The sequence below is a fragment of the Candidatus Pelagisphaera phototrophica genome (genome assembly GCF_014529625.1).
Taxonomy (GTDB): domain Bacteria; phylum Verrucomicrobiota; class Verrucomicrobiia; order Opitutales; family Opitutaceae; genus Pelagisphaera; species Pelagisphaera phototrophica.
Window position 1 is genome coordinate 391,213 of the sequence record NZ_CP076039.1, and the last position, 22,631, is coordinate 413,843.

A 22,631-nucleotide genomic window follows, 5' to 3' on the forward strand; every position below is an offset into this window, starting at 1 on the left:
CGCAATCGACACTCCTGTAGAGAATTGAACCGAGTTGTGTCAAATCCAACCGTTGTGGCGCGAGCACCAGCCCTACGCGCTCACCATAGTTTGGTTTGAATCATTGTCTCTAGCTTCCGAATATCCGCGGCAAAGTTTCGAATTCCTTCAGCGGTTTTTTCACTCGCCATGGCGTCTTCGCTCATCATCCATCGGAAAGACTTTTCCGAAACTTCAATTCGCTCAATATCCATGCTTTGAGCCGCATCAGGACTAAGTTTTCGTTCAACGTTATCGTCGCTTGACTGAAGCTCAGACAGGAATCCCGGGGAAATTGTCAGCAAGTCACAACCCGCTAGTTCGACGATTTCTCCTTTGTTTCGGAAGCTTGCTCCCATGACTTCAGTACTGTATCCAAATTTTTTGTAGTAGTTATAGATACTCTGGACCGACTGAACGCCGGGATCATCTTGTGGAGCATAATCCTGACCTGTCTTCGCTTTGAACCAGTCCATGATTCGGCCCACGAACGGGGAAACTAGAGTGATTTCAGATTCTGCACAATGAACCGCCTGAACCAAAGAAAACAGGAGGGTTAGGTTGCAATGTATGCCTTCTTTTTCCAATTCTTTCGCGGCATTGATTCCCTCCCAGGTTGAAGCGATTTTAATCAACACGCGATTGGAATCTACGCCTTTAGATCGATAGAGTTTAATTATTTCCCTAGCTTTGGCGATCGTGCCTTCAGTATCATAGGAGAGTCGGGCATCCACCTCCGTCGATACTCGTCCCGGAATAATATTCAAAATCTCTATACCGAGCAAGACGAGCAATTCACTAGCCACGGCATCCACTAGAGCCTGACCTGACAATCCACTGTCTCGGCAGCTTGCTACTGCTTTATCCGCAAGACTTGCATATTCGTCTTTTTCAACCGCTTTTAGAATCAAGGTAGGGTTGGTAGTCGCGTCTTGAGGGGCGAATTCCTTAATCGTTTGGAAGTCTCCCGTATCTGCGACGACGGTTGTGAATTGCTTTAGTTGGTCGAGTTGGCTCAGTGCCGAGACATCAGTCATAGTATTACTTGGATTATCGGCTCACTGTCGCTCGTGTTTCATACACGTACGAATGGCCTTTGAATTGGCTTGTTGCAAAACGATCCGTTTGCCGCAATTTCTAAAACGACGATACAAAAATTTCACGACTCCTTTCAATTTACACAGATACGATACTCATGCTTAAGGAAAGCTATTTAAAAACAAGCCTGTCTCTACTCGACCGCGTCTACTTGGAAAATAAATTGAAGATCGAGGCGCTGGCTCCCTTGATCGCCGATTCCGTGGCAGCTGGAGGAGTTATCCATACTTTTGGTAGTGGTCATTCCGAAATCATAGGTCGAGAAATGGTGGGCCGAGCTGGAGGACTGGTTTGCGTGAGCGCTATTTTAGATACAACAGGTGGATTTATCGAGAACCTACCAGGATATGGTCGCGCTTTGGCAGCCCGCTACGATCGAAATCATGGACTGAAATCCGGGGAGTTTATCATCGTTATTTCCAATTCTGGAAAAAATTGTTCACCTATCGAGATCGCTGAATACGCTAAGGAGAAAGGTCTAACGGTGATCGCTCTCACTTCGATGACGATGACGCGACAAGTGAAAACGACTCACGCTTCTGGTCAGAAACTGTATGCAGTGGCTGACTACACCCTCGATAATTGCGGGACGATGGGGGATGCGATCGTCGAGCTACCCGGTCGGGAACAATCTGGTGGCCCCACATCTACCCTCGCAGGCGCCCTTCTCATTAATCTGCTACAAATGGAGGTTTTGGAGATTCTCATCGCCAACGGGAGCCCTACCCCCCTGCTCCGCAGCCAGAATACAGAAGGGGCGATGGAAGCGAATATCGAGCTAGCCCGCAGCTATAAGGGTCGCTTGAGTAAATCACTCTAGGGAAACATGCCGATCTTTTGAGGGTCGCAGTCCGTTATTGCGTCGGAAACGCATTGGTATCAAATCTTTTCCCAAGTTACGAATCACGACATGTTTCAAGTCACTTTCAGCGACCAGTGCTTAGCAGAGCTAAAAAAGCTCGAGACCCTTGAGCAACTCGAGGTGATCGGACCGCTGAGCCAGTTATCGGAGTCTCAGCTCAACGATCCAAGGGAGCCCCTTGGCAGTTTCTCTCGCGGCAAGAAGACAATGTATCGACTGCGCTCAGGAGACTATCGTCTTTACTTCGAGCGGGACGGAATCACCTTACACACGGTTTGCATTCTCCATAAAAACACGCTTACGGACTTCATTTTCAGGACTAAACTACCCATATCTGAGGAACAATTAGTAGAGCAGCACTCTTCTTTCTGGAAGTACCTCGAAACACTCACCCGATCCAATTGATTTGAGCTCCCCACATCCGAAGGAATCCGGAACGTCGAAGATCGACAGTTCTCAGGCCAGCCGAATCTACCTGCTTCCGAACCTGTTTACCGCGGGCAACTTGTTTTGCGGATTTATGGCGATCATGAAATGCATTCAGGCCCGGTACAACGTGATGCTCGACGATCCTTTCGAGAATCCCGCCCAGTTATACGCGGAGGCGGTGCTTTTCATTCTTGGGGGCATGCTTTGCGACTCACTCGATGGACGAGTCGCGCGACTCGGAGGACGCGAGTCTCTCTTTGGGAAAGAGTTCGATTCAATCGTAGACATGGTTTCCTTCGGGGTGGCTCCCGCGTTGATGGTCATGTTTCTGATTTTAAATCCCGAGGAGAGCCTCTTTTTTCGAAATATAGGTTGGTTTCTAGGCTTTGTCTATCTCCTGTGCGCAGGGGTACGACTTGCTCGTTTCAATGTGATCACTCATCCCCTAATCTATCCTGCGAATATCGATCGGACGAACAGCGACTTTATTGGCCTGCCCGTACCAGCTGCTGCCGGGATGATCGCTACGCTGGTTCTCGTAATCAATAATCACGATCTTCAGAGGTGGGCCATCGCACTCCCCATCCTTATGGTGTTCATTTCCTATTTGATGATTAGCCCGATAAGATACCCCAGTTTTAAAAGTGTCGATTGGAATACCAAAGTTCGCCTGAGAACCTTTATCCTTATGCTGGCTATCGCCGCATTCGTCTACCTATACAAACAGTACGCGCTCGCCCTTACTTTCCTCGGCTATCTGTTCTACGGAGTTATTCGCCATCTATTGATGATTCAGCGAATACGGCGTAAAGAACGCGCGAAATGAGCTAATTTGCTCCCTCAACAACTCGTGAATAACTGCCCAACAAGCCCGATTTTGCAAAAAATACTTAACATGTTGGTGTCAGGCACCCAAAGACTCAGCTTAAATCAACAATTGTAATTCTTGATTAATAGCTCGCATCCAAATGCTTACACCTGTTATACCATTAATTCACAGAGCATAGTAATAGAGATTACTTTAAATAGATATTAATTCTTATTCATTCGAATTGTCAGTAACTAGAAATTACTCCTAATTACAGACAAATGAAATTCAAAATCCACCGCGATCATTTCAGCAATGGCCTCCAACAAGTCCTAAACGTGGTTGGATCTAAAGCGTCCATGCCGATCCTCAGCAATGTGCTGATCGAAGCTGACGGAGAAACGCTCTCTTTGACGACAACCAATCTAGATCTTGGAATTTGTGCTCGGATTAAGGCGAATGTCGAGGAGGCAGGAGCGATTACCTTGCCGGTCAAACGTCTGGCGACTATCATCAAAGAGCTTCCCAACAGCGATGTGAAAGTTGAAGCTTCTCCCAACAACCAAGTTAAAATTACTTCTGGTGGTTCGCTTTTCAAGATCATGGGCATAAGTCGGGATGAATTTCCGGCGCTTCCTGAATTTTCGGATGATCGCTCTTTCACGATCGAGCAGTCCAATCTCGCCAGCATGCTCAAGAGCGTTTCCTACGCTCAGTCTTCCGACGAAACCCGTTACATGTTGAATGGGGTCTACTTCACGTTTTCCGAGCCCGAAGATTCGGATGGTTCTGGAAAACTGAGCCTCGTTGCAACTGACGGGCGCCGGTTGGCAAAGATCGACCACGAGATGGAGGTGGGCGAAGGGCTTTCGGGGAGCTTGATCTTGCCCGCCAAAACAGTTTCGGAACTGACCCGCCTACTCGATAAAGGAGAGAATCTCAAAATTGCGTTCAATGACCGACGGGTTGCTTTTCAGATCCATACAAAGGACGAAGCGGAGGGCTTCGTCGGAGATATTCTTCTCGTGTCAAAAGTAGTGGAAGGAAATTACCCGAACTACCAGCAAGTGATTCCGAAGGAAACCCATCAGAGGATCAAGGTAGAGCGAGAGCTCTTCTTGCAGTCCATTCATCGGGCAGCGCTGGTCGCAACCGACAAGTCGAACTCAGTCAAGATTCAGATCAGCAACAATCTTATGGAACTCAGTGCATCGAGCCCGGATTTCGGTGAATCGCATGAATCACTGGCTATAGACTACAGCGGACCGGATCTACAGGTTGCTTTTAACCCTGCTTTCCTGATGGATCCGCTCAAGGCGCTGTCGAAAGACGAGATATTCTTTGAACTGAAAGATGAAGTGAGCCCAGGTGTGTTTAAAACGCTAGAAAGCTTCCTCTGCGTCATTATGCCTGTCCGGTATACCTAAAGCATACTCGTTTTAGGTAACAAATTTGTGGAAGAGAACTTCCATTTAACTGATTGGTGGTCTTAGAAAAATTTACCTTCGATTTTAATGCGTATTAACGAGATCATCACAATCGATGGACAAATTTCGGTTTCTGCCCTGCTTGTCCTGTCAATCGTTCTTAGCTATGCAAACAGCAAGACCAATTTTTTGGCCATTAGTGTATTGAATCGTTGGGTACGATGGCTTTGCGTTTCGTTTGGCTTAGCTTTTTTGGTAGATAAGATGGAATGGGCGGATCGGCCTTTTTGGGCATTAGCGGTCATATTTTTTCTTTTCTGGCTTTTATTGGAAACGCTCTATACCTGGGTAGCCATTAGTGCGATGAGCCAAAGCGATATACCCTTGTTTCCCCGCTTCCGCAACAACACTACTGGTGAAGAATGGCCTGCACAGCAGAAGCTGATCGAACTTAGGAATTGGCTGAGAATTAACAAGTTCAAGAAGGAACAAACTTTGATAGCCAATATTGGATACGAAGTCGATATTCGATCGTCGGTGTATCAAGACGAAACAGGAACAATAAGGGCGCAAATCTTATTCGTGCCTCTGGGAAATGGTTTTATAAGCCACTGTATTTCGTTTACGTCGGACTCGGTTGATGGAGGGCATTTTATCACGGATAATCTGAATACACCGTACGGGGGCTATTATCCTGAAAATTGGGATGTCTGTCGGAAACTATGGAGCCGAAATCCAGCTCGGCTGTTAAAGTATCACAAAAAGCGCATCGAAGGCTTCGAACTAGAGCAGTACGAAATCGATCCGATAGACGACATTAACCAGCAACAGGGAGTTTTAGAGCGTACTAACATTGAGGCGGGTTTTCTGGTCCCTCACCATCTCCAAGAAGAAATGGGGCGTATTACATGGGAGGGTCGGTACCGTGTGTGGAAAGAGGTCTGGCTACTGAGCTATTTCGGTTTTACGAGCCGGGGATAGCTTCCTTCGATCAGCCTCCAATATAAGACATCTCAATCTTCCTCTGGCTATTGGTTTGAGACGAACGCTCTTCAGAATACCGATCTTTTCGGGCTCTCCAAATCCCTGAAATGTGCTTAGTCAATTCCGACCGACTGACTCCAGACTTCACAATCGTTTTTAAATCGTGTCCGGAAGTAGCGAAAAGGCAGGTGTATAGGTATCCGTTGGCTGACAATCTCGCTCGGTTGCAATCTGAGCAAAAAGGTTTCGTTATCGAATTGATAAGCCCAAATTCAGCGGGTACATCGGTGTATCGGTAGCGAGCAGCTACCTCCCCCCTATAGCTTGGGTCGATGGGCTGGAATGGAAATTCTTTTCCGATTGCATCCAATAATTCCTTCGCAGGAAGGACTTCTTTTGATCTCCATTGGTTCGAGTTTCCAACATCCATGTATTCGATGAATCTAAGAGTAATCCTTTTGTCTCGAAAAAACCGAACCATTGGAAGGACCTCCCCTTCGTTTACTCCCTTCTTGACAACCATGTTCACCTTGACCTCTAGACCAGCCTGTTCAGCGGCTTCAATGCCTTCCAGAACCGCAGCGGGTTCGCCGCGACCGCCACTCATCTCTTTAAAGACGATTGGACTGAGCCCATCGAGGCTGATGTTGATACGATTCAGTCCGGATTTCTTCAGATCTTTAGCGTAGCGGGGCAGAAGTGTTCCGTTTGTGGTAAGAGACAGATCTTTTACTAGGTCAATCTGAGACAAGCAGTTCACTAGAGGAACGAGATTTTTTCTCAGGAGGGGTTCTCCGCCGGTTAGTCTGATTTTCTCGATTCCCAACTCAGCGAAACAAAGGGCGAGTTTGTGGACCTCCTCGTTTGTAAGAATCTCGTTTTTCGACAGAAATGGGTAATCGGGTCCAAATACCTCTTTGGGCATACAGTAGGCACAGCGGAAATTGCACTGGTCGGTAACGGAAATACGGAGATCTCTCAGGGGCCTACCGAGTTGGTCGGTCGGCGTTTTTCCACCATTGTTCTGGTTCATCTTCTCGAACCCGTCCCCTCAATGCCATTTTCGTGAGCTTCAACCACATTCCGTTTTTCAGCGATGAGTTTTCTTCTGAGCAGGTCGAGGGCGGCATGAAGGGCCCTCTTCTTGGTGGCCAAGCGCCCGCTTTTCCAACTAAACCGTTGGGAGAGTGTTCCGCTCGGCGTGTGGAGCCCGATATAGACAGTCCCTACAGGGTCCTTGCCGGTACCACCAACTGGCCCAGCGTAGCCGGTAACGCTTAGACCATAGTCTGTATCCAGTTTTTCTGCTACTCCTTGGGCCATTACGATCGCAACGCTTGAACTTACAGCAGACTCCTCTTGTATGAGTTTTTTTGGAACACCTAAAATTTGAATCTTAGATTGATCGCTATAGCTAACAATGCCTCCGTTAAAGTATTCTGAAGAGCCAGGAAGGTTTGTAAATGTATCGGCGATAAGGCCACCAGTACAGCTTTCGGCAGTTGCGAGTGTTAGGCCATTTTTCCCCAAAATATTGGATACAACCTCAACAGTAGATTGGTGCCCGAAGCACAAGAAGTCATCTCCGAGAAGACCTTTGCAAGCTTCTGCGATTTCTAAGAGTCGAGACTTGTTCTTGTCAATATCGTGAAAGCTAATACGGCAATCTACTTGGCCCTGATGGGCACAATAGGCAACTGACAAGTTTTCGTGTTGTTGAAAAATGGATTGAAACTGGTTTTCCAATGCGGACTCACCTATCCCTATCGTTTTAATCTGGAGGTAATTTTCTTGTTCGTCGACGTAATCCAGTTCTTCCAGTCGCGGAATAATCTGGTTTTCGAACATTGGCTGTAGCTCGTTGGGTGGTCCTGGAAGCATGATAAGAATTTTCCCATCCTTGCTCATCCAAAGCCCAGGAGCGGTTCCCATCGCGTTTTCTATAACCTCTGCATTCTCAGGCCGGTACGCTTGCTTGCGGTTGTTCTCTGACATCGGCTTGCCTATACCCCTGAATCGATTTTCTATGGTAGCTAAGATGGATTGGTCGAAAACGAGTTTTTCACCGAGCACACCAGCAATTTCTTCTTTAGTGCGATCGTCGACGGTAGGACCGAGGCCCCCAGTCGTTATCAATACGTCAGCCCGTTCCCAGCAATACCGAAACTGCTCCTCGATATCAGGACCCTCATCTGAAATAGTGTAGTTGCTGTGTAGTGTAATGCCTCGTTGCCTAAGCTGACCGCCAATGTAGGTAAGGTGCCCGTTGGCGGTAAGCCCTAGAAGAAGTTCTTCTCCAAGGGTGATGAGCATGAATTTTTTGACTTTAGGCATCTGGTTTTCAGTTATGGGAGACCAAGCTTCTCTTGGCTTGGGGGATTAATGAGTTAAGTTACCGAAAATGCCAACAGCGGGATCAAGCAAATTGAAGGAAAAGGTGCGTCGATTGCCTTCTACCCCGGGCGTATATCTGATGAAGGATCGTTTGGGATCCGTAATTTATGTCGGGAAAGCCAAGAGTTTGAAGAAACGTGTGTCGACTTATTTCCAACCTTCGCGATCCTTCACGAGCCAGCCGAAAATTAGGGCGCTGGTTGAGATGATCCGAGACTTCGAGATTATCGAAGTTAATTCTGAACCGGAAGCACTGTTGTTAGAAGGCCAGCTCATCAAGAAATGGCGGCCAAAGTACAACACCGATTTTACGGACGACAAACGCTTCCTTCTGGTTCGCTTGGATCAAACCAGAAAACTGCCTCGATTTACGCTCGCTCGATTTAAAAAGGAAGACGGGGCAAGGTACTTTGGGCCCTTCGCCCAAGCCTATCACATCAGAAAGACGCTCGCGGAGATGCGCCGGCAATTCGGGGTCCTCTTAAGCGATTCGAATCCGAAGACATTGGGCGATGGACGATTTCAACTCTATGAAGACGTCCGTGCTGAGCTTTACGGGTTTTCCAACATCGTTACCAGAGATCAGTATCTGGCTAGAGTTGAAAAAGCGTGTTCCTTTCTCGAGGGCAAGTCCAGGGAGTTGCTGGCTGATATTAAGAAGAAGATGGTCTCTGAGGCAGAGAATAAGAATTTCGAGAAAGCAGCGGAACTTCGAGACATTGCCTTCGCCCTCGAGTCCTCGTTAAGGAAGACAAGAAAGTTTGAACGAGAACGTGGGGATTCAAGAGACCTGTCGAATGAACTCACTGAGCTCAAAGCGGCCCTAGCATTAAAGAGTCTACCGGTTGTCATGGAGTGTTTCGACGTATCCCATATCTCCGGAACCTTTGTGGTCGCATCAATGGTGCAGTTCAAAAAGGGCCATCCAAACAAGGCACAATACCGCCGTTATAAAATAAGGAGTTTTGAAGGCAATGACGACTTCCGCTCGATGGAGGAAGTGGTTGGGCGTCGATATCGTCGCCTGGCGAAAGAAGAAAAGCCGTTTCCCGACCTGGTAGTGATTGACGGCGGAAGGGGCCAGGTGAGCTCTGCCATAAAGGCATTTCTTGTGCAGGACCTAGAGCCTCCGCAGATAATTGGCTTAGCGAAAAAGCACGAAACAATTATCTTCGCTGACGAGCGGCCTCCGTTGCGATTGCCGCTGAGCCACGGAGGCTTACAGCTGCTTCAGAGGCTGAGGGATGAAGCGCACCGTTTTGCAAATACGTACAATGCAGATCTCCGCAGCAAGAAAGTAAAGGAAAGTATCTTGGACGACTTTCCGGGTCTCGGGTTAAAAAAACGAGCCTTATTAATGAAGCGGTTTGGAACGATTGAGAATCTTCGCAAAGCCCCCCTCGGCGACTTGTCGACGGTGGATGGGATTGGACCGGTGATCGCAAAGCGGCTCGTGGCGTTTTTGCAGACGAACCAAAGGTAGGTCTGGACACGAATTTTAAAAACAAAGAATCCCTACAAAGAAAGAAGGGATTCTTGTGCAATAATTGAAACCTTAGCTAAGTTTGCACCGCGATATTTAGCGACTCGAGTTTGAGTACGTTTTTCGGAATGTCAGGGGATGAAGGATGTGGAACTACCTTCCAGAATTTACTGACGGTTCTTTCCCAATTCTCCAGCAGAGACGCGGCATGCGGGCTTAAGGTTGCGGTCGCATGGGCTTCAACGATCTTCTTAAGGGCATCCACTTCGCCGCTATCACTCAGTCGCTCAATCCCCACCATTTCGGGGTTGTAGTTGTTTTCGAAGTGATCGTCTTCATCATAAACGAAAGCCAGTCCACCACTCATGCCAGCTCCGAAGTTGGAACCGGAGCCTCCAAGTGAAACAATGAGCCCGCCTGTCATGTATTCACAAGCATGTTCTCCAAGGCCTTCGACTACAGCAATCGCGCCGCTATTTCGAACGCCAAACCGTTCTCCTACGCAGCCCCCCACAAAGAGGTGCCCGCCGGTTGCTCCATAGAGGCAGGTATTTCCTGCGATCGTGTTGTCTTTCCAAACGTAGCTTTCCTCTTCTCGGGGACGGATAATGATTTCGCCGCCACTCATACCCTTGCCAACATAGTCGTTTGCTTCTCCGAAAAGGTGCATTCGAATACCTGGAGCGAGGAAAGTGCCGAAACTCTGCCCTGCGGTTCCGATAAACTTAAGGTCGATAGATCCAGGGGGGAGGTGGTTGCTTCCACGAATGTATGCAACTTCTCCTGACAAGTGAGTACCCAAGCAGCGATCCGTATTTCCAACTTTATATTTGCCGCGGAACGACGCAATCTTTCCTGAAATCACATCTTTGGACTCTTGAATGATCGTCTGATCGATCCCTCCCTCGAAACCGAGACGCTCATTTCGAGGACGTGTATGAATTCGAGGAGACTCGCCAGTCGGGTCAGGATCATGAAGCAGCCCGCTGAGATTTACCAAACGTGTCTTGGGATTCTCTGGATCGTCGATCTGTTCGAGCAGATCGACTCTTCCTATGAGATCGTCCAATTTACGAAAGCCCAGTTTTGCCAAGTATGACCGTACGTCTTCAGCAACTGCGTTAAAATAGTTGATAACATTCTTCGGTGTGCCCTTGTACTTAGCCCTAAGATCTTCGCGTTGCGTTGCGACCCCAACAGGGCATGTATTCAAATGACACACGCGAAACATTGCACAGCTGGCTGCGATCATCGCTGCGGTTCCAAAGTTGTATTCCTCCGCACCGAGCATTGCTGCAATAATGATGTCTCTTCCAGTCTTCATACCGCCGTCGGTTCGTAGTGTAACACGATTACGGAGACCGTTCATCATCAGTACTTGATGTGTTTCTGCCAAACCAATCTCCCAGGAAGATCCGGCGTGCTTGATTGAAGATAGCGGAGAGGCTCCGGTACCCCCATCGTGTCCTGAGACAAGTATTACGTCAGCGTAGGCCTTTGCAACCCCTGCTGCCACGGTACCGACTCCCGAGCTGGATACGAGTTTGACGCAAACTTTAGCCCGTGGGTTTACTTCTTTCAGGTCGAAAATTAGCTGAGCCAAATCCTCAATCGAGTAGATGTCATGGTGTGGCGGCGGGGAGATCAAGGTGACGCCTGGTACGCTGAAACGCAAGCGAGCGATCATTGGTGAGACTTTGTGCCCAGGAAGCTGACCGCCCTCCCCTGGCTTGGCACCTTGAGCCATCTTGATTTCAATCTCCTTGGCCGTTGAGAGATACTCGGCGGTAACGCCAAATCTTCCAGAAGCCACCTGTTTTATTGCCGAGGACGCATTGTCTCCATTTTCTAGTAGCGAGTAGCGCCGCGGATCTTCCCCACCTTCTCCGGAATTGGATTTGCCCCCAATGCGGTTCATAGCAATTGCGAGCGTTTCATGGCATTCGGGGGAGAGTGCCCCCAGCGACATGGCTGCGGTCGTGAAGCGGCGTCGAATGTCTTCGATCGGTTCAATCTGCTCAAGCTTGGTACTGGTTGATTCAGGAAACTTGATCTTCAGTAAGTCCTTGATCGCATACGGCTGATGGTTGTCTGATTGTTCCTTATATTTTTCGAAGTCTTCATTCTGGCCTTTTTTGAGAAAACGGTGCATCCCTCCGACGACTTTCGGGTTCCAGGCGTGAAACTCCCCTCCTTTGCGGACGACTTTGTAATAGCCGGCACTCGTTAATTCTGGATTTTCGTCACCGAATGCTTGTTGGTGACGGATGAATACCTCCTCACCAATTTCATTGTATCCGATACCTCCGATTGGAGTGGGGGTGCCGAGGAAGCAATCATCTACAAGGGTCTGCGAAAGACCTATGGCTTCAAAAATCTGGGCACGACAATAGCTGGAAAGCGTGCTGATACCCATTTTGGCCATTATTTTTAGAAGCCCCTTTTCGATCGCGTTTCGGTAATTAAACAAGGCTTGGTTGGGATCTAACTTTAGGTCTTCCTCTTCGGCATCTTTTGCGAGGCGTTGTACCACAGAGAGGGCGATGTATGGGTTGACCGCGTTGGCACCAAATCCGAGGAGACAAGCTATTTGATGTACATCCCGAGCTTCCCCAGTTTCCGCAACGATATCACACTTCAAACGAAGCCCCGATCTGACCAACGCTTGATGGACCGCACCAGCTGCCAGAAGCATAGGAATCGAAACCCGTTCACTATTCACTCCTCGATCCGTTAGGATGAGGACCTTAGTCGACTTTTCTTCGACGGTGGCTTTGGCTCGCTTGGTTAGTTCCTTCACTGCGGTTTCCAGCCCTGCTGCGCCATTGGAAATGTCAAACGTTATGTCCAGTCGAGCCACTCGATCCTTTAGGCCATTGACGTTGAAGAGAGCGTTAACTTCGTTGTTGTATAGGACGGGTGAGTGGATCTTAGCGAAACCTGCACTCTGCGGCATGTCTTCAAAGAGACCGAGCCGCCCTCCCAGAAACATGTTGATCGACATGACCGAACGCTCTCGTATGGAGTCGATTGGCGGGTTGGTGACCTGAGCGAAGAGCTGCTTGAAGTAGGTATAGAGTAGTCTTGGTCGACGGCTGATAAAAGCTAAAGGAGTGTCATCCCCCATGGAGCCGGTTGCCTCCATCCCGGTCAGAGCCATTGGCTTTAGGACAACGTCGAACTCGTCCTTATCGTAGCCAAAAGCAAGCTGCTTTTGTAAATTGTTGTCCTCTGAACTCGCGGTTTCGGAGGACAAATTCTTAGAAAACTCGTGGAGGTCGGTGAGGTGTCCCTGACACCATTCTTTGAATCTAGGATCGGCACTAATGGTGCGCTTGATCTCGTCGTTATCGAGAAATCGCTTTTCCTCCAGGTCGATGGCGATCATTTTGCCAGGACCCAAGCGGCCCGAGCGGACGGTCTTCAGGTCCGTTTCGTCAATGAGGCCAAGTTCTGATGCGAGAAGTATGGTCCCATCGTCATAAATTTTGTACCGAGCGGGACGGAGTCCGTTTCGATCTAGTGATGCGGCGACGTAGCGGCCGTCGGTGAAGGCGATTGCCGCGGGTCCGTCCCAGGGCTCGAGCATGCACGCGTAATATTCATAGAATCCGCGCAGCTCATCGCTGATCTGGTCGTTGTTCTCCCAAGCTGGAGGCATCATCATCATGGCGGACTCAAGAGCGCTCCTTCCTCCGAGTGTGATAAGTTCCAGGGCGTTGTCGAAACTGGCCGAGTCAGACAAATCCGGTTGGATGATAGGACGCAGGTCGGAAAAGCGATCGCCCCAAACGCCATGAATGTTGGAACGTTCGCGTGCTCGCATCAGGTTGCGATTGCCTCGTATGGTGTTGATCTCACCGTTGTGGGCCATCATCCGGAACGGTTGAGCGAGGTGCCAGAACGGGAAGGTGTTGGTTGAGTATCGTTGGTGAAAAATTGCGAATGCGGTTTGGTACGCCTTATTCTTGAGGTCCTTGAAATAAGGCCGCATCTGGGGAGAGTTGAGCATCCCCTTGTAAACAATCGTACGATTGGAGAACGAACAGATGTAGAAGTCCTCGATATTCTCGTACTCCGCCTGACGCTCAGCTGATTTCTGGGCGAGGAAGAGTTTTCTCTCGTAAGCGGCTGCATCGAGATCATCTGTCTTGGCCGTTAGAATCTGCACGATCTTGGGCTGAGTCTCCTTCGCTTTCTGACCAAGACAACTATCATCAACGGGGACATCCCGCCAAGCGAGCACGCTGAGCCCCTCTCTCCTCACGGCCTCTTCCACGAGTTTCTTGGCATGAGATTGAGCGTATTGGTCGCCTTTAGGTAGGAAGATAACGCCGACGCCTAGATCCTCCTCGTGGTAGAGGTTTTTGCCCTCCTCTTCCAGGAACTCGCGAAACAGGTCGTAGGGAATTTGTGTTAGAATTCCGGCGCCGTCGCCTGTGATGGCGTCAGCATCGATAGCTCCACGGTGGGCAAGGTTTTTGAGGGCCTGGATCGTCTTCTTGAGCAAATCATGGGACTTTTCTCCGTTGATGTTGGCGAGAAAGCCGACGCCACAGGCGTCATGCTCGAACTCTTTCTTATACAAGGGTGATGGAATCATGGAACTCATAGGTAAATTGTTTTTATGGATTAGAGCGCGTTTAGCGGCGTCGGCATTTGAGGCCGGAACAGTGCCCGGTCTCGTTTGCGCCAAAAATTGAAATTTGCGGGAACGCTAGAAAAAGCGAACGGATTGAGATTGTCGCATTTTTTCGTGCTCCTCATCAGAGCAGCCACGGTCAGTAGGGACATCTGCTTCTTTAGTCGGCGAGGCGGCGAGGTTATTTTTAAGCAGGTACGCTTCAACTTCTTCGCCACTGACATCCGCAAGCATGATCCCGTCAATTTCGACACATGGCGAAAGGGGTTGGCCTGATTTAGCAACCATTTCAGCGTAGTTTTCCCGGCTATTGATGATGTCAATATCCTCATACTCGAGGTCGTATTTGGACATGATGGCACGAACGCCCATGCTCCAGCCGCACTGTGGTTTCAAGTATGCTTTTATTTTCATGTGTTGTTGGTGTTGCAGATTCTGTACCGAGTCAATGGACTGAATGCGTTTTTTCAATTGAGGAGCTTTGCATCTTGCAAGAATTTTCCTTTTGGCCTTCGAAGCAAGCTCATCTTTACATCCCTTTCTCTAGGACGTTTCTTTCGGAAAAGCGAGAAAACGTTTTCAATGTTCTTAATAATGATAGGTAAAGAAACCATAGCCCGATCAAAAGGGAATGCTAACTAGATCGAGCTCAGGAAACTAATTATCGTTGAGGAGATTTTAGCGAAATGAGAAGAATTAAGAGCAAACAAAGGATAGGACAGCGAATGTCCTAGGGAGTCTGTATTATATTGAATTCCTAAGCGCTTAATCTTGCGCCATGAAAAACTCGGATCCAGATTGGATCCCTAATAAACAAAAATTTAAACTCATAACACTACGCAATGGCCAAAGGCAAAACGACCCCCCTTCCTTCATCGGAAAATAAAGAGAAAAACGTAGAGATGGCGATGTCCGCCATAACTAAGCAATTTGGAGAAGGGTCCATTATGCGTTTAGGTAGTGGCTCGAGTATGAAAGTGGAAACAATTTCCACGGGCTCTCTTTCAGTCGACCTGGCACTCGGTGTCGGAGGCCTTCCCAAGGGGCGAATTTGCGAGATCTATGGGCCAGAGTCTTCGGGAAAGACAACGCTTTGTTTGAATGTGATTGCTGAGGCCCAGCGCCAAGGTGGCATAGCGGCTTTTATCGATGTGGAGCATGCTCTCGATCCGAAGTACGCTCGAAACTTAGGAGTCAATGTGGACGAGCTACTCGTATCGCAGCCGGATAGCGGTGAAGACGCACTCAATATTACAGAAACACTTATCCGTTCCAATGCCATCGACGTGATAATTGTCGATTCGGTGGCGGCCTTAGTTTCTCGTGCGGAGTTAGATGGTCAAATGGGTGACGCCACAGTGGGTTCACAAGCGAGGCTCATGAGCCAGGCGATGCGCCGCCTTACAGCTATTGTGAGCAAGACCAATTGCATTTGCATGTTTACGAATCAAATCCGCGAAAAGATCGGAGTCATGTTTGGGAGTCCCGAAACGCAGCCTGGTGGCCGTGCGTTGAAATTCTTTTCGTCCGTTCGTATGGACATTCGTAGAATTGGCCAAATTAAGGATACCTCTGGTACGGTCATCGGAAACCGGACAAGAGTTAAGATCGTTAAGAACAAGGTCGCACCGCCTTTTACTGATTGCGAGTTCGACATCATGTACAATGAAGGTATTTCCCGAATGGGATCGATCGTCGACCTGGGCATCGAGCACAAAGTCCTCGATAAGAAAGGGGCCTGGATTTCATATGAAGGAGACTTGGTTGGGCAGGGTCGCGAAGCGGCGAAAAGCTTCCTTAGCGAAAATCCGGAAATCATGGAGAAAATCTCTGATGCGATTATCAAAGTGGTTAAACCGGATTTGGAGGAAAAGAAGGAGCTGGAAGAAGTCGCTGCAAGCTGACCTCGTTCTTAATCTTGTTTTCAGGACCACTTCGGCGGTCCTTTTTTGTTTGTAGACAAAGTTATTTTACAACACGAAGACCATAGATAGGTTTCAAGTCCTTCATGGAGAACCTTCATACTGTATGGTAACTATAGATACTATTGTCGCTATTGCGACTCCCAATGGGGAAAGTGCGTTAGCAATACTTCGCCTGAGCGGTCCGATGTGTAGGGAAATATGCTGCTCCGCATTTGGAAGAGCAAGCGATCCGCAACCTCGCTATTCCTACCATGGATCTTACTTGTCGTTCGAAGGCGACACCCTCGACGATGTGGTTTATTGTTTCTATGAGGGCCCTAGGTCGTTCACCGGTGAAGATACTCTGGAAATTGTTTGTCACGGAAATCCACTAATTGCTTCGAACATACTAAAGGACCTTGTTAAGCGAGGCTGCCGACAGTCGGATCCCGGCGAGTTCTCACGTCAGGCTTTTTTAAACGGACGGATGGATCTGACCCAAGCGGAAGCGATTATGGAGTTGATCCAGGCCCGTAGTGATAAAGCCATTAAGGCGGCGAATAATCAGCTTAGGGGTTTGTTTGGGAGGCAGTTGCATACCTTTAAGGAGCGGCTTCTGGCTACGATTGCCTCGATAGAGGCCTATATCGATTTTCCAGAAGAGGACCTTCCGCCGGAGCAAAAGGAATCCCATCTTGCAGGTATTCGTGAATTAAAGACGTATTGTTCCCGGCTCATTGATAGCAGCCAGTATGCAGCGTTTTTGAGGGATGGTGTAAAAACACTGATTTTAGGAGAACCCAATGTGGGTAAGAGCTCACTGCTGAACCTTCTACTGGGATTCGAGCGGGCGATTGTGAGTGAAGAGCCGGGAACCACTCGGGACTTTCTGCGAGAGCGTATTATTCTAGGACCACACAGTATCCAACTACTGGATACTGCTGGATTGAGGGAGGCTGAAAGTAACATTGAAAAAGAAGGGATTAGTAGAACGATTGAGTTGGTGGAAGAGGCAGATATTTTCCTTCTGGTCGAGGATTGCTCCCTCCCCTCCCCTCATTTGCCCGATGCGATTGCTAATCGTTTGTCTGCCACCAATTGTATCGTGATTCGAAACAAGATAGACCTCGTCGTGAACGAGAATCCCACTAGTAGCATTGATCCTTTTAGGATAATTGGATTTTCGGCCACTCGAGGTGATGGGTTGGAAGACTTAAAGACTTCTCTCGTTGAGTTGATCGACTCGAATTACGCTTTTGATGATGACGACCTCATTCTCGTGAATTCAAGACACAGTGCTGCTTTAGATGAAATCCGTAGTTGTTTAGCCTCAGCAGTAGACAAATTTGAAAGCGACGAGGCGATTGAGTTGATTGCTAGCGACTTGAGGGGGGCCCTCGAGGCCATTGGGATGATCCTGGGTAAGATTGACAATGAAGCGATGCTTGATGTTCTCTTCTCAACGTTTTGCATCGGTAAGTGATTCCTAGGCAGTAACCTAGAAAAGGGGACCGTTGATTTCAGTACTCCGATAGAGATAGTGGTTTTACATAAAATTAGCGAGTAGATCATTTCTTGCGGGCTTTTGTGATGTATTCGCTTCTGTGAGCACTTCTCTGTTTATCGCTTGAGGTCCCCTACTCCACTGTCTTTATCTCCCGCCATGGAAAATCCTCGAAACGGCTACGATGTCATTGTTTGCGGAGCGGGTCATGCTGGTTGCGAAGCTGCCCTCGCGTCCGCAAGAATGGGTGCTCGTACTCTCATTCTTAGCGGGAATATTGATACGATTGCTGCCATGAGTTGCAATCCTGCGATCGGCGGAGTTGCTAAGGGCCAGATTGTACGTGAAATCGATGCTCTCGGAGGAGAAATGGCGTTGAATGCGGATGTGTCCGGAATCCAATTTCGCTTGTTGAATGCCTCCAAAGGAGCTGCGGTGCACTCCCCTCGTGCCCAGTGTGACAAGAAGGTTTATGCTTTGAGAATGAAGCATGTGCTTGAGCACCAAGAGCATTTAGACGTTTTTCAAGCCACAGTCACCGGGTTGATCTTCAAGGGAGATGCAGTCGTTGGCTGTCGAACGAACCTTGATATCGAGTTCTTCGGCAAGACGATCGTTATAACTACCGGCACGTTTCTTCGCGGATTGATGCATATCGGCAAGAATAAGAATGAAGGAGGTCGCATGGGTGATTATTCTGCCAAGACCTTATCAAGCAGTTTTCTCGAAGCTGGAATCGAATTGGAGCGACTAAAGACAGGGACTCCGCCCAGGTTGCTGGGGCGATCTATTGATTTCACCCATCTGGAGGAACAGAAAGGCGATCCGGATCCGGTTCTCTTCGGATTCTATGACACCCGGGAAAAGTCAGACATGTTCCACGTGGAACATCATGGTGAAACATTCGCGGGTTGGATGCCGGGCTCCGACCAGGTTTCCTGCTGGATTACTTACACAACGGAAGAAACTTCTGAAATCGTGATGCGTAATCTCCATCTTTCAGCAATGTATGGTGGAGAGATTGAAAGTACGGGGCCGAGATATTGTCCCAGTATTGAAGACAAATTTGTGCGATTTGAGGGCCGCCCACGGCATATGCTCTTTCTGGAGCCTGAAGGCCGCAATACGAATGAGTACTACATCAACGGGCTTTCAACGAGTCTTCCGTTTGACGTACAGCAAGAAATGATGGCGTCTATTCCGGGGCTCGAGCGAGCACATCTGCTGCGTCCAGCCTATGCAGTAGAGTATGATTTCGCACCACCCACGCAAATTTTCCCTCATTTGGAGTCCAAAAAAGTCGAAAATCTATTTTTCGCAGGTCAAATTAACGGCACTTCGGGTTATGAGGAAGCGGGATGCCAAGGGCTGGTCGCAGGGGTAAATGCTGCTCTAAAGGCTAGGGGAGATGAGCCCTTTGTCCTTAAGCGGTACGATGGCTACACGGGTGTGCTCATTGATGACCTTGTCACTAAGGGGACACAGGAGCCTTATCGAATGTTTACGAGTCGAGCGGAGTACCGACTATTGTTTAATCACGGAAGCGCAGAGCTTCGACTGCTCGAGTACGCTAAGCGATATAGACTTTTATCCAATTCTCGTATCGCTCGAATTGAAGACAAAAAGAAATCGGTAGATCTAGCAATACAATGGATGGATTCTAATAGAGTGGGGGAACATACTTGGGCAACACTAGCCCGGAGAAATGATCCCGGATTTGAGCTGCCAGAAGAGCTATCGAAACTCGAGGAACCAGTAAAAGACGAGGTTCTATACCGTGTCCGATATGATGGTTATCTTAAGCGAGAGTTGAGGCAGGTTGAGAAACTAAGCAGTGTCGAAGCGATCAAGGTTCCGAAGGGATTCGATTTCCTTATGGTTAAGGGCCTCAAAAAGGAATGCGCTTTAAAGTTGAATCAGTTAAATCCTGCAAACCTCGGACAGGCCAGTCGTGTAAGCGGGGTAAATCCAGCTGATATCAGTGTGCTGATGGTCGCCTTGGGAGGTCTATAAGTATTTGGTATACAACATAATAAGAGAATATAAAAGGTTCTCTTACTCCAGAACTGGATTCATTAGGCTTCTATTCTGGTGTAACGAAATTGTAACGCTTAGGCGGTTGCGCTAAGGGTGTTGTTTGCAACAATTAGTATTTAATTAGTCAGTAGACAGCTATGGTAGCATCAGAAGAGCCTAAGAAAATACTGGTCGTCGATGACGAGGTCGACGTTACCGAATTGCTCGGTTATAATCTGAAACAGAGAGGTTTCCTGACGCAATCTGTCAACGACCCCAGGCAGGTTCTGGAAGCGGTTCGCGCTTTCAAACCAGATCTGATTGTGTTGGATATTATGATGCCGGATCTGAGTGGGATTCAGGTTTGTCGGCTGATTAGGCAAGAGAGCAGTCTCAAAGAAATCCCGATTATATTCCTGAGTGCGAAAACTGAAGAGGGGGATCGTATTGAGGGATTTGAAAGCGGCGCCGATGACTATGTGTGCAAACCATTCAGTCCCAAGGAGTTAGTTTTGCGTGTCTCCGCGATACTCAAGCGAGGATTAGAAGGGTATGAGGCCGTAAGTGTTCTTAATGTAAATGGAATCAATCTGGACGTTGAGCACCACCGCGTTCAGGTGAAAGAGAGACCTGTCGAGCTGACCGCGACGGAGTTTCGGCTTCTCAGGCTTCTGATGCAGGAGCGAGGCAAGGTTCAAACCCGCGAAACGCTGCTTCAAAAAGTTTGGAACTATGAGAACGACATTGAAACCCGCACCGTCGATACACACATGAGACGATTGCGTGAAAAACTTGGGGATGAAGGTTCTTGGCTTGAGACTGTGAGAGGGGTGGGGTATCGGATGATTGAAAACCGGTCGTAGCCGGATTCTATCACTGATGTCCTATTTTTTGTTAGCCGTCACAGCGATAATCGCGGCCCTGTACGCTTTAAGATACTACAGGCAGAAGCGTGCGATTAGACTGCTTTCGGAATCCCTGGCCACACGAACGTCGATACTCACCCATTCCTCAGAGTTTCGTGGTACTAGTCGGAATTGGATGGAGCTTGTGGGTGAGCTGAATAAATTGATTGCTGAGATCGATCGCTTGGATAAGCAAAGCTCCGATCGCTTGAGACAAATTGAGACGACGCTCGGCAATCTACAAGAGGGGGTTCTCATAGTAGATCGAGATAATTATATCCTATTGGTTAACAATGCCTTGCAGAAACTCTTTCCCGCTCTAGGAGCCAGTGTTGGCAAGCGAGTGGAAAGTGGGCTCCACAGCTCGGAATTCCTTGAGTTCATACGAGAAGTAAAGCGAGCGGGTGGGGGCATCGGCAAGGAAATCGTCTTTTCGGACCCTCAGGGAGATGTATGGATGGAGGTTTCGGCCGCACGTCTTGAGGCGGCAGAAGAGGCGAACACCCCTTGGTATTTATTTGTTCTGCACAATACGACAAAGCTCAAAGTGCTCGAGAGCATGCGAAAGCAATTCGTAGCGAATGCGTCTCACGAATTGAAAACCCCTGTTTCGGTCATCAAGGGATACGCGGAAACGCTCGTGGCGGATCATGCCGGGATGGAAATTGAAGATCGCCATCGGTTTCTCGATGTTATCCAACGTCATTCAGAGCGCCTGGCGTTGCTTATTAACGAATTGCTGAGCCTTTCTCGTTTAGAAAATGAATCGCCTAAGCTAGAGTTGTCCGCGATCGATGTTACTGGTTGGCTCAAGGAATTATCATTCGATTACCGTCAAAGTTTAGGCTTGGAAGGACGAGAGCTGTTATTGAATTTGCCCGAGAAGCGATCAGTCATGCTCAGGATTGATGTTCTGAAGATTCGGCAAGTACTTGATAATCTGGTGGAAAACGCGAAGAAATACACCCCAGCCGAAGGCAAAATAGGGATAGGGTGTTCAATCGAGGAGAATTCGATCGAAATCTGGGTAGAGGACGAAGGGCCTGGGGTTCCAGAGGCAGACCTTTCGCGTATCTTCGAGCGCTTCTACCGCGTGGACAAAGGCCGCTCCAGAGATACGGGTGGAACGGGTCTAGGGCTGAGTATCGTAAAGCACATCATCGACTGGCACAAAGGGCGTGTATGGGCAGAAAATGTTGGTAACCAGGGACTTCGCGTTTCCTTCCGTCTACCGGTGGCGGAAAGTCCTGTGGTTGCAAAGGCGATCTAAATGGCAACTGATCGAAAGTTACTAGGGGAGGCTACAACCAGCTTGAAGGAGCATCAGCAGCGAGTTGCACAGCGGAAGTCCTTGTTAAACGCGAAACTCAAGTCTTGCCTCTCTGGTAAGTCCCGCATTGTTCTAGAGATCGGTTGTGGACATGGGCATTGGCTTACAGATTTTGCAGCCGCCAATAAGGAGGTGCTCTGCGTTGGGATAGATTTGATTGGGAATCGAATCGAGCGAGCGAATCGAAAGGCGAGTAGGGTAGGGCTGGATAACGTTCACTTTCTGAAAGCGGAAGCGAACGAGTTTTTGGATCAGTTGCCGGTCGGCCTAGGGATTGAGTTGGTATTTATCCTATTCCCGGATCCGTGGCCGAAGAAGAGGCACTGGAAGAACCGTATAATGAACACCGGATTTCTCGATAAGCTCTCCGATCGTTGTCTGGAAGGCACTAGGCTCCACTTTCGAACGGATCACCGAGATTATTTCGACTGGGCTGCAAATGCAGTCGCTTTTGCTGGGAAATGGAATTTGTTGAGTGATGCTCCTTGGCTTTTTGAGCGTGAAACCGTGTTCCAGTCAAAAGCTGATTCCTACCAATCCTTGATTGTGGAAAAACGTAAGATTTGATCCGCGGATCAGCTAAAGGCAACAAGCGCAACAACTTGTACTGCGATTGCGAGTACGAGAAGAACAAAGCCAAAAAGGTAAAATGTGTCGAACGCCCTTCGTTTAAAAAGAGACGGGTCCTTTGGTCGAAGCGTGGACGCTCGAACGGCGGACTTTGCTGCTCGTTGATTGTCCTTCACTTCAAAAATTGCTTCCGATAGGTCTCTTTTTGCCATAGTTTGAAAGTCGATTCGATGGGAGCGGCCCATTTTGAAAACCGC

18 protein-coding genes are annotated in these 22,631 nt (G+C 48.5%); 12 read left to right on the forward strand and 6 right to left on the reverse strand.

Going from position 1 to position 22,631, the window contains the following annotated elements:
* Positions 1-80: 80 nt before the first annotated feature.
* On the reverse strand, positions 81-1,055 hold the full coding sequence (gene tal, locus GA004_RS01870) for a transaldolase (RefSeq protein ID WP_283395591.1): 975 nt from the start codon (positions 1,053-1,055) through the stop codon (positions 81-83).
* Between the two features lie 158 nt (positions 1,056-1,213).
* Between tal and GA004_RS01875 the strand changes: the two genes are divergently transcribed.
* The 5 genes from GA004_RS01875 (at position 1,214) to GA004_RS01895 (ending at position 5,623) form a co-directional block, all read left to right on the forward strand.
* Positions 1,214-1,936 (forward strand): sugar isomerase domain-containing protein, encoded by a 723-nt coding sequence (locus tag GA004_RS01875; RefSeq protein ID WP_283395592.1) that lies wholly within the window; start codon positions 1,214-1,216, stop codon positions 1,934-1,936.
* 90 nt (positions 1,937-2,026) lie between these two features.
* The gene (locus GA004_RS01880) at positions 2,027-2,383 is read left to right on the forward strand and encodes a type II toxin-antitoxin system RelE family toxin (protein ID WP_283395593.1); all 357 of its coding nucleotides are present in this window, start codon (positions 2,027-2,029) and stop codon (positions 2,381-2,383) included.
* A 1-nt stretch (position 2,384) separates the two neighbouring features.
* Positions 2,385-3,233, forward strand: coding sequence for a CDP-diacylglycerol--serine O-phosphatidyltransferase (pssA, locus tag GA004_RS01885; RefSeq protein ID WP_283395594.1), 849 nt, complete (start codon positions 2,385-2,387; stop codon positions 3,231-3,233).
* A 263-nt stretch (positions 3,234-3,496) separates the two neighbouring features.
* A complete protein-coding gene (gene dnaN / locus GA004_RS01890) occupies positions 3,497-4,642 on the forward strand; it encodes a DNA polymerase III subunit beta (RefSeq protein WP_283395595.1) in 1,146 nt (381 codons plus the stop codon).
* A gap of 87 nt (positions 4,643-4,729) precedes the next feature.
* The gene (locus GA004_RS01895; protein ID WP_283395596.1) at positions 4,730-5,623 is read left to right on the forward strand and encodes a hypothetical protein; all 894 of its coding nucleotides are present in this window, start codon (positions 4,730-4,732) and stop codon (positions 5,621-5,623) included.
* 10 nt (positions 5,624-5,633) lie between these two features.
* Here GA004_RS01895 and moaA read toward each other — a convergent pair whose 3' ends face one another.
* Both moaA and GA004_RS01905 read right to left on the reverse strand, forming a co-directional pair.
* Positions 5,634-6,659: a GTP 3',8-cyclase MoaA gene (gene moaA, locus GA004_RS01900; RefSeq protein ID WP_283395597.1), complete on the reverse strand. Its 1,026-nt coding sequence runs from the start codon at positions 6,657-6,659 to the stop codon at positions 5,634-5,636.
* Entirely contained in the window at positions 6,656-7,960 is a 1,305-nt protein-coding gene (locus GA004_RS01905) for a competence/damage-inducible protein A (protein ID WP_283395598.1), read from the reverse strand. The genes moaA and GA004_RS01905 overlap by 4 nt, the downstream gene beginning before the upstream one ends.
* Before the next feature lie 67 nt (positions 7,961-8,027).
* On the opposite strand from GA004_RS01905, the gene GA004_RS01910 reads away from it, so the two are divergent.
* Complete coding sequence (locus GA004_RS01910) at positions 8,028-9,503, forward strand: excinuclease ABC subunit UvrC (protein WP_283395599.1); 1,476 nt, start codon at positions 8,028-8,030, stop codon at positions 9,501-9,503.
* A gap of 76 nt (positions 9,504-9,579) precedes the next feature.
* Here GA004_RS01910 and gltB read toward each other — a convergent pair whose 3' ends face one another.
* Together gltB and GA004_RS01920 are read right to left on the reverse strand one after the other, a co-directional pair.
* Positions 9,580-14,115 (reverse strand): glutamate synthase large subunit, encoded by a 4,536-nt coding sequence (gltB, locus tag GA004_RS01915; RefSeq protein WP_283395600.1) that lies wholly within the window; start codon positions 14,113-14,115, stop codon positions 9,580-9,582.
* 105 nt (positions 14,116-14,220) lie between these two features.
* Positions 14,221-14,559 (reverse strand): glutaredoxin family protein, encoded by a 339-nt coding sequence (locus GA004_RS01920; protein WP_283395601.1) that lies wholly within the window; start codon positions 14,557-14,559, stop codon positions 14,221-14,223.
* Between the two features lie 428 nt (positions 14,560-14,987).
* On the opposite strand from GA004_RS01920, the gene recA reads away from it, so the two are divergent.
* The 6 genes from recA (at position 14,988) to trmB (ending at position 22,371) form a co-directional block, all read left to right on the forward strand.
* Positions 14,988-16,049, forward strand: a complete 1,062-nt coding sequence (gene recA, locus GA004_RS01925) for a recombinase RecA (protein WP_283395602.1) — start codon at positions 14,988-14,990, stop codon at positions 16,047-16,049.
* Positions 16,050-16,173: 124 nt separating this feature from the next.
* Positions 16,174-17,532: a tRNA uridine-5-carboxymethylaminomethyl(34) synthesis GTPase MnmE gene (gene mnmE, locus GA004_RS01930; protein WP_283395603.1), complete on the forward strand. Its 1,359-nt coding sequence runs from the start codon at positions 16,174-16,176 to the stop codon at positions 17,530-17,532.
* A gap of 180 nt (positions 17,533-17,712) precedes the next feature.
* Positions 17,713-19,566 (forward strand): tRNA uridine-5-carboxymethylaminomethyl(34) synthesis enzyme MnmG, encoded by a 1,854-nt coding sequence (gene mnmG / locus GA004_RS01935; RefSeq protein ID WP_283395604.1) that lies wholly within the window; start codon positions 17,713-17,715, stop codon positions 19,564-19,566.
* 161 nt (positions 19,567-19,727) lie between these two features.
* Positions 19,728-20,432, forward strand: coding sequence for a response regulator (locus GA004_RS01940; protein WP_283395605.1), 705 nt, complete (start codon positions 19,728-19,730; stop codon positions 20,430-20,432).
* Positions 20,433-20,448: 16 nt separating this feature from the next.
* Positions 20,449-21,744 (forward strand): sensor histidine kinase, encoded by a 1,296-nt coding sequence (locus GA004_RS01945; RefSeq protein ID WP_283395606.1) that lies wholly within the window; start codon positions 20,449-20,451, stop codon positions 21,742-21,744.
* Positions 21,745-22,371, forward strand: coding sequence for a tRNA (guanosine(46)-N7)-methyltransferase TrmB (gene trmB, locus GA004_RS01950; RefSeq protein ID WP_283395607.1), 627 nt, complete (start codon positions 21,745-21,747; stop codon positions 22,369-22,371).
* A gap of 8 nt (positions 22,372-22,379) precedes the next feature.
* Here trmB and GA004_RS01955 read toward each other — a convergent pair whose 3' ends face one another.
* The gene (locus GA004_RS01955) at positions 22,380-22,586 is read right to left on the reverse strand and encodes a hypothetical protein (protein WP_283395608.1); all 207 of its coding nucleotides are present in this window, start codon (positions 22,584-22,586) and stop codon (positions 22,380-22,382) included.
* Between the last annotated feature and the right edge of the window lie 45 nt (positions 22,587-22,631).

What these genes read in the sequence shown, in the direction of transcription:
- tal (WP_283395591.1), bottom strand. Translation starts at nt 1,055, where the DNA reads ATGACTGATGTCTCGGCACTGAGCCAACTCGACCAACTAAAGCAATTC.
- GA004_RS01875 (WP_283395592.1), top strand. Translation starts at nt 1,214, where the DNA reads ATGCTTAAGGAAAGCTATTTAAAAACAAGCCTGTCTCTACTCGACCGC.
- GA004_RS01880 (WP_283395593.1), top strand. Translation starts at nt 2,027, where the DNA reads ATGTTTCAAGTCACTTTCAGCGACCAGTGCTTAGCAGAGCTAAAAAAG.
- dnaN (WP_283395595.1), top strand. Translation starts at nt 3,497, where the DNA reads ATGAAATTCAAAATCCACCGCGATCATTTCAGCAATGGCCTCCAACAA.
- GA004_RS01895 (WP_283395596.1), top strand. Translation starts at nt 4,730, where the DNA reads ATGCGTATTAACGAGATCATCACAATCGATGGACAAATTTCGGTTTCT.
- moaA (WP_283395597.1), bottom strand. Translation starts at nt 6,659, where the DNA reads ATGAACCAGAACAATGGTGGAAAAACGCCGACCGACCAACTCGGTAGG.
- GA004_RS01905 (WP_283395598.1), bottom strand. Translation starts at nt 7,960, where the DNA reads ATGCCTAAAGTCAAAAAATTCATGCTCATCACCCTTGGAGAAGAACTT.
- GA004_RS01910 (WP_283395599.1), top strand. Translation starts at nt 8,028, where the DNA reads ATGCCAACAGCGGGATCAAGCAAATTGAAGGAAAAGGTGCGTCGATTG.
- gltB (WP_283395600.1), bottom strand. Translation starts at nt 14,115, where the DNA reads ATGAGTTCCATGATTCCATCACCCTTGTATAAGAAAGAGTTCGAGCAT.
- GA004_RS01920 (WP_283395601.1), bottom strand. Translation starts at nt 14,559, where the DNA reads ATGAAAATAAAAGCATACTTGAAACCACAGTGCGGCTGGAGCATGGGC.
- recA (WP_283395602.1), top strand. Translation starts at nt 14,988, where the DNA reads ATGGCCAAAGGCAAAACGACCCCCCTTCCTTCATCGGAAAATAAAGAG.
- mnmE (WP_283395603.1), top strand. Translation starts at nt 16,174, where the DNA reads ATGGTAACTATAGATACTATTGTCGCTATTGCGACTCCCAATGGGGAA.
- mnmG (WP_283395604.1), top strand. Translation starts at nt 17,713, where the DNA reads ATGGAAAATCCTCGAAACGGCTACGATGTCATTGTTTGCGGAGCGGGT.
- GA004_RS01940 (WP_283395605.1), top strand. Translation starts at nt 19,728, where the DNA reads ATGGTAGCATCAGAAGAGCCTAAGAAAATACTGGTCGTCGATGACGAG.
- GA004_RS01945 (WP_283395606.1), top strand. Translation starts at nt 20,449, where the DNA reads ATGTCCTATTTTTTGTTAGCCGTCACAGCGATAATCGCGGCCCTGTAC.
- trmB (WP_283395607.1), top strand. Translation starts at nt 21,745, where the DNA reads ATGGCAACTGATCGAAAGTTACTAGGGGAGGCTACAACCAGCTTGAAG.
- GA004_RS01955 (WP_283395608.1), bottom strand. Translation starts at nt 22,586, where the DNA reads ATGGCAAAAAGAGACCTATCGGAAGCAATTTTTGAAGTGAAGGACAAT.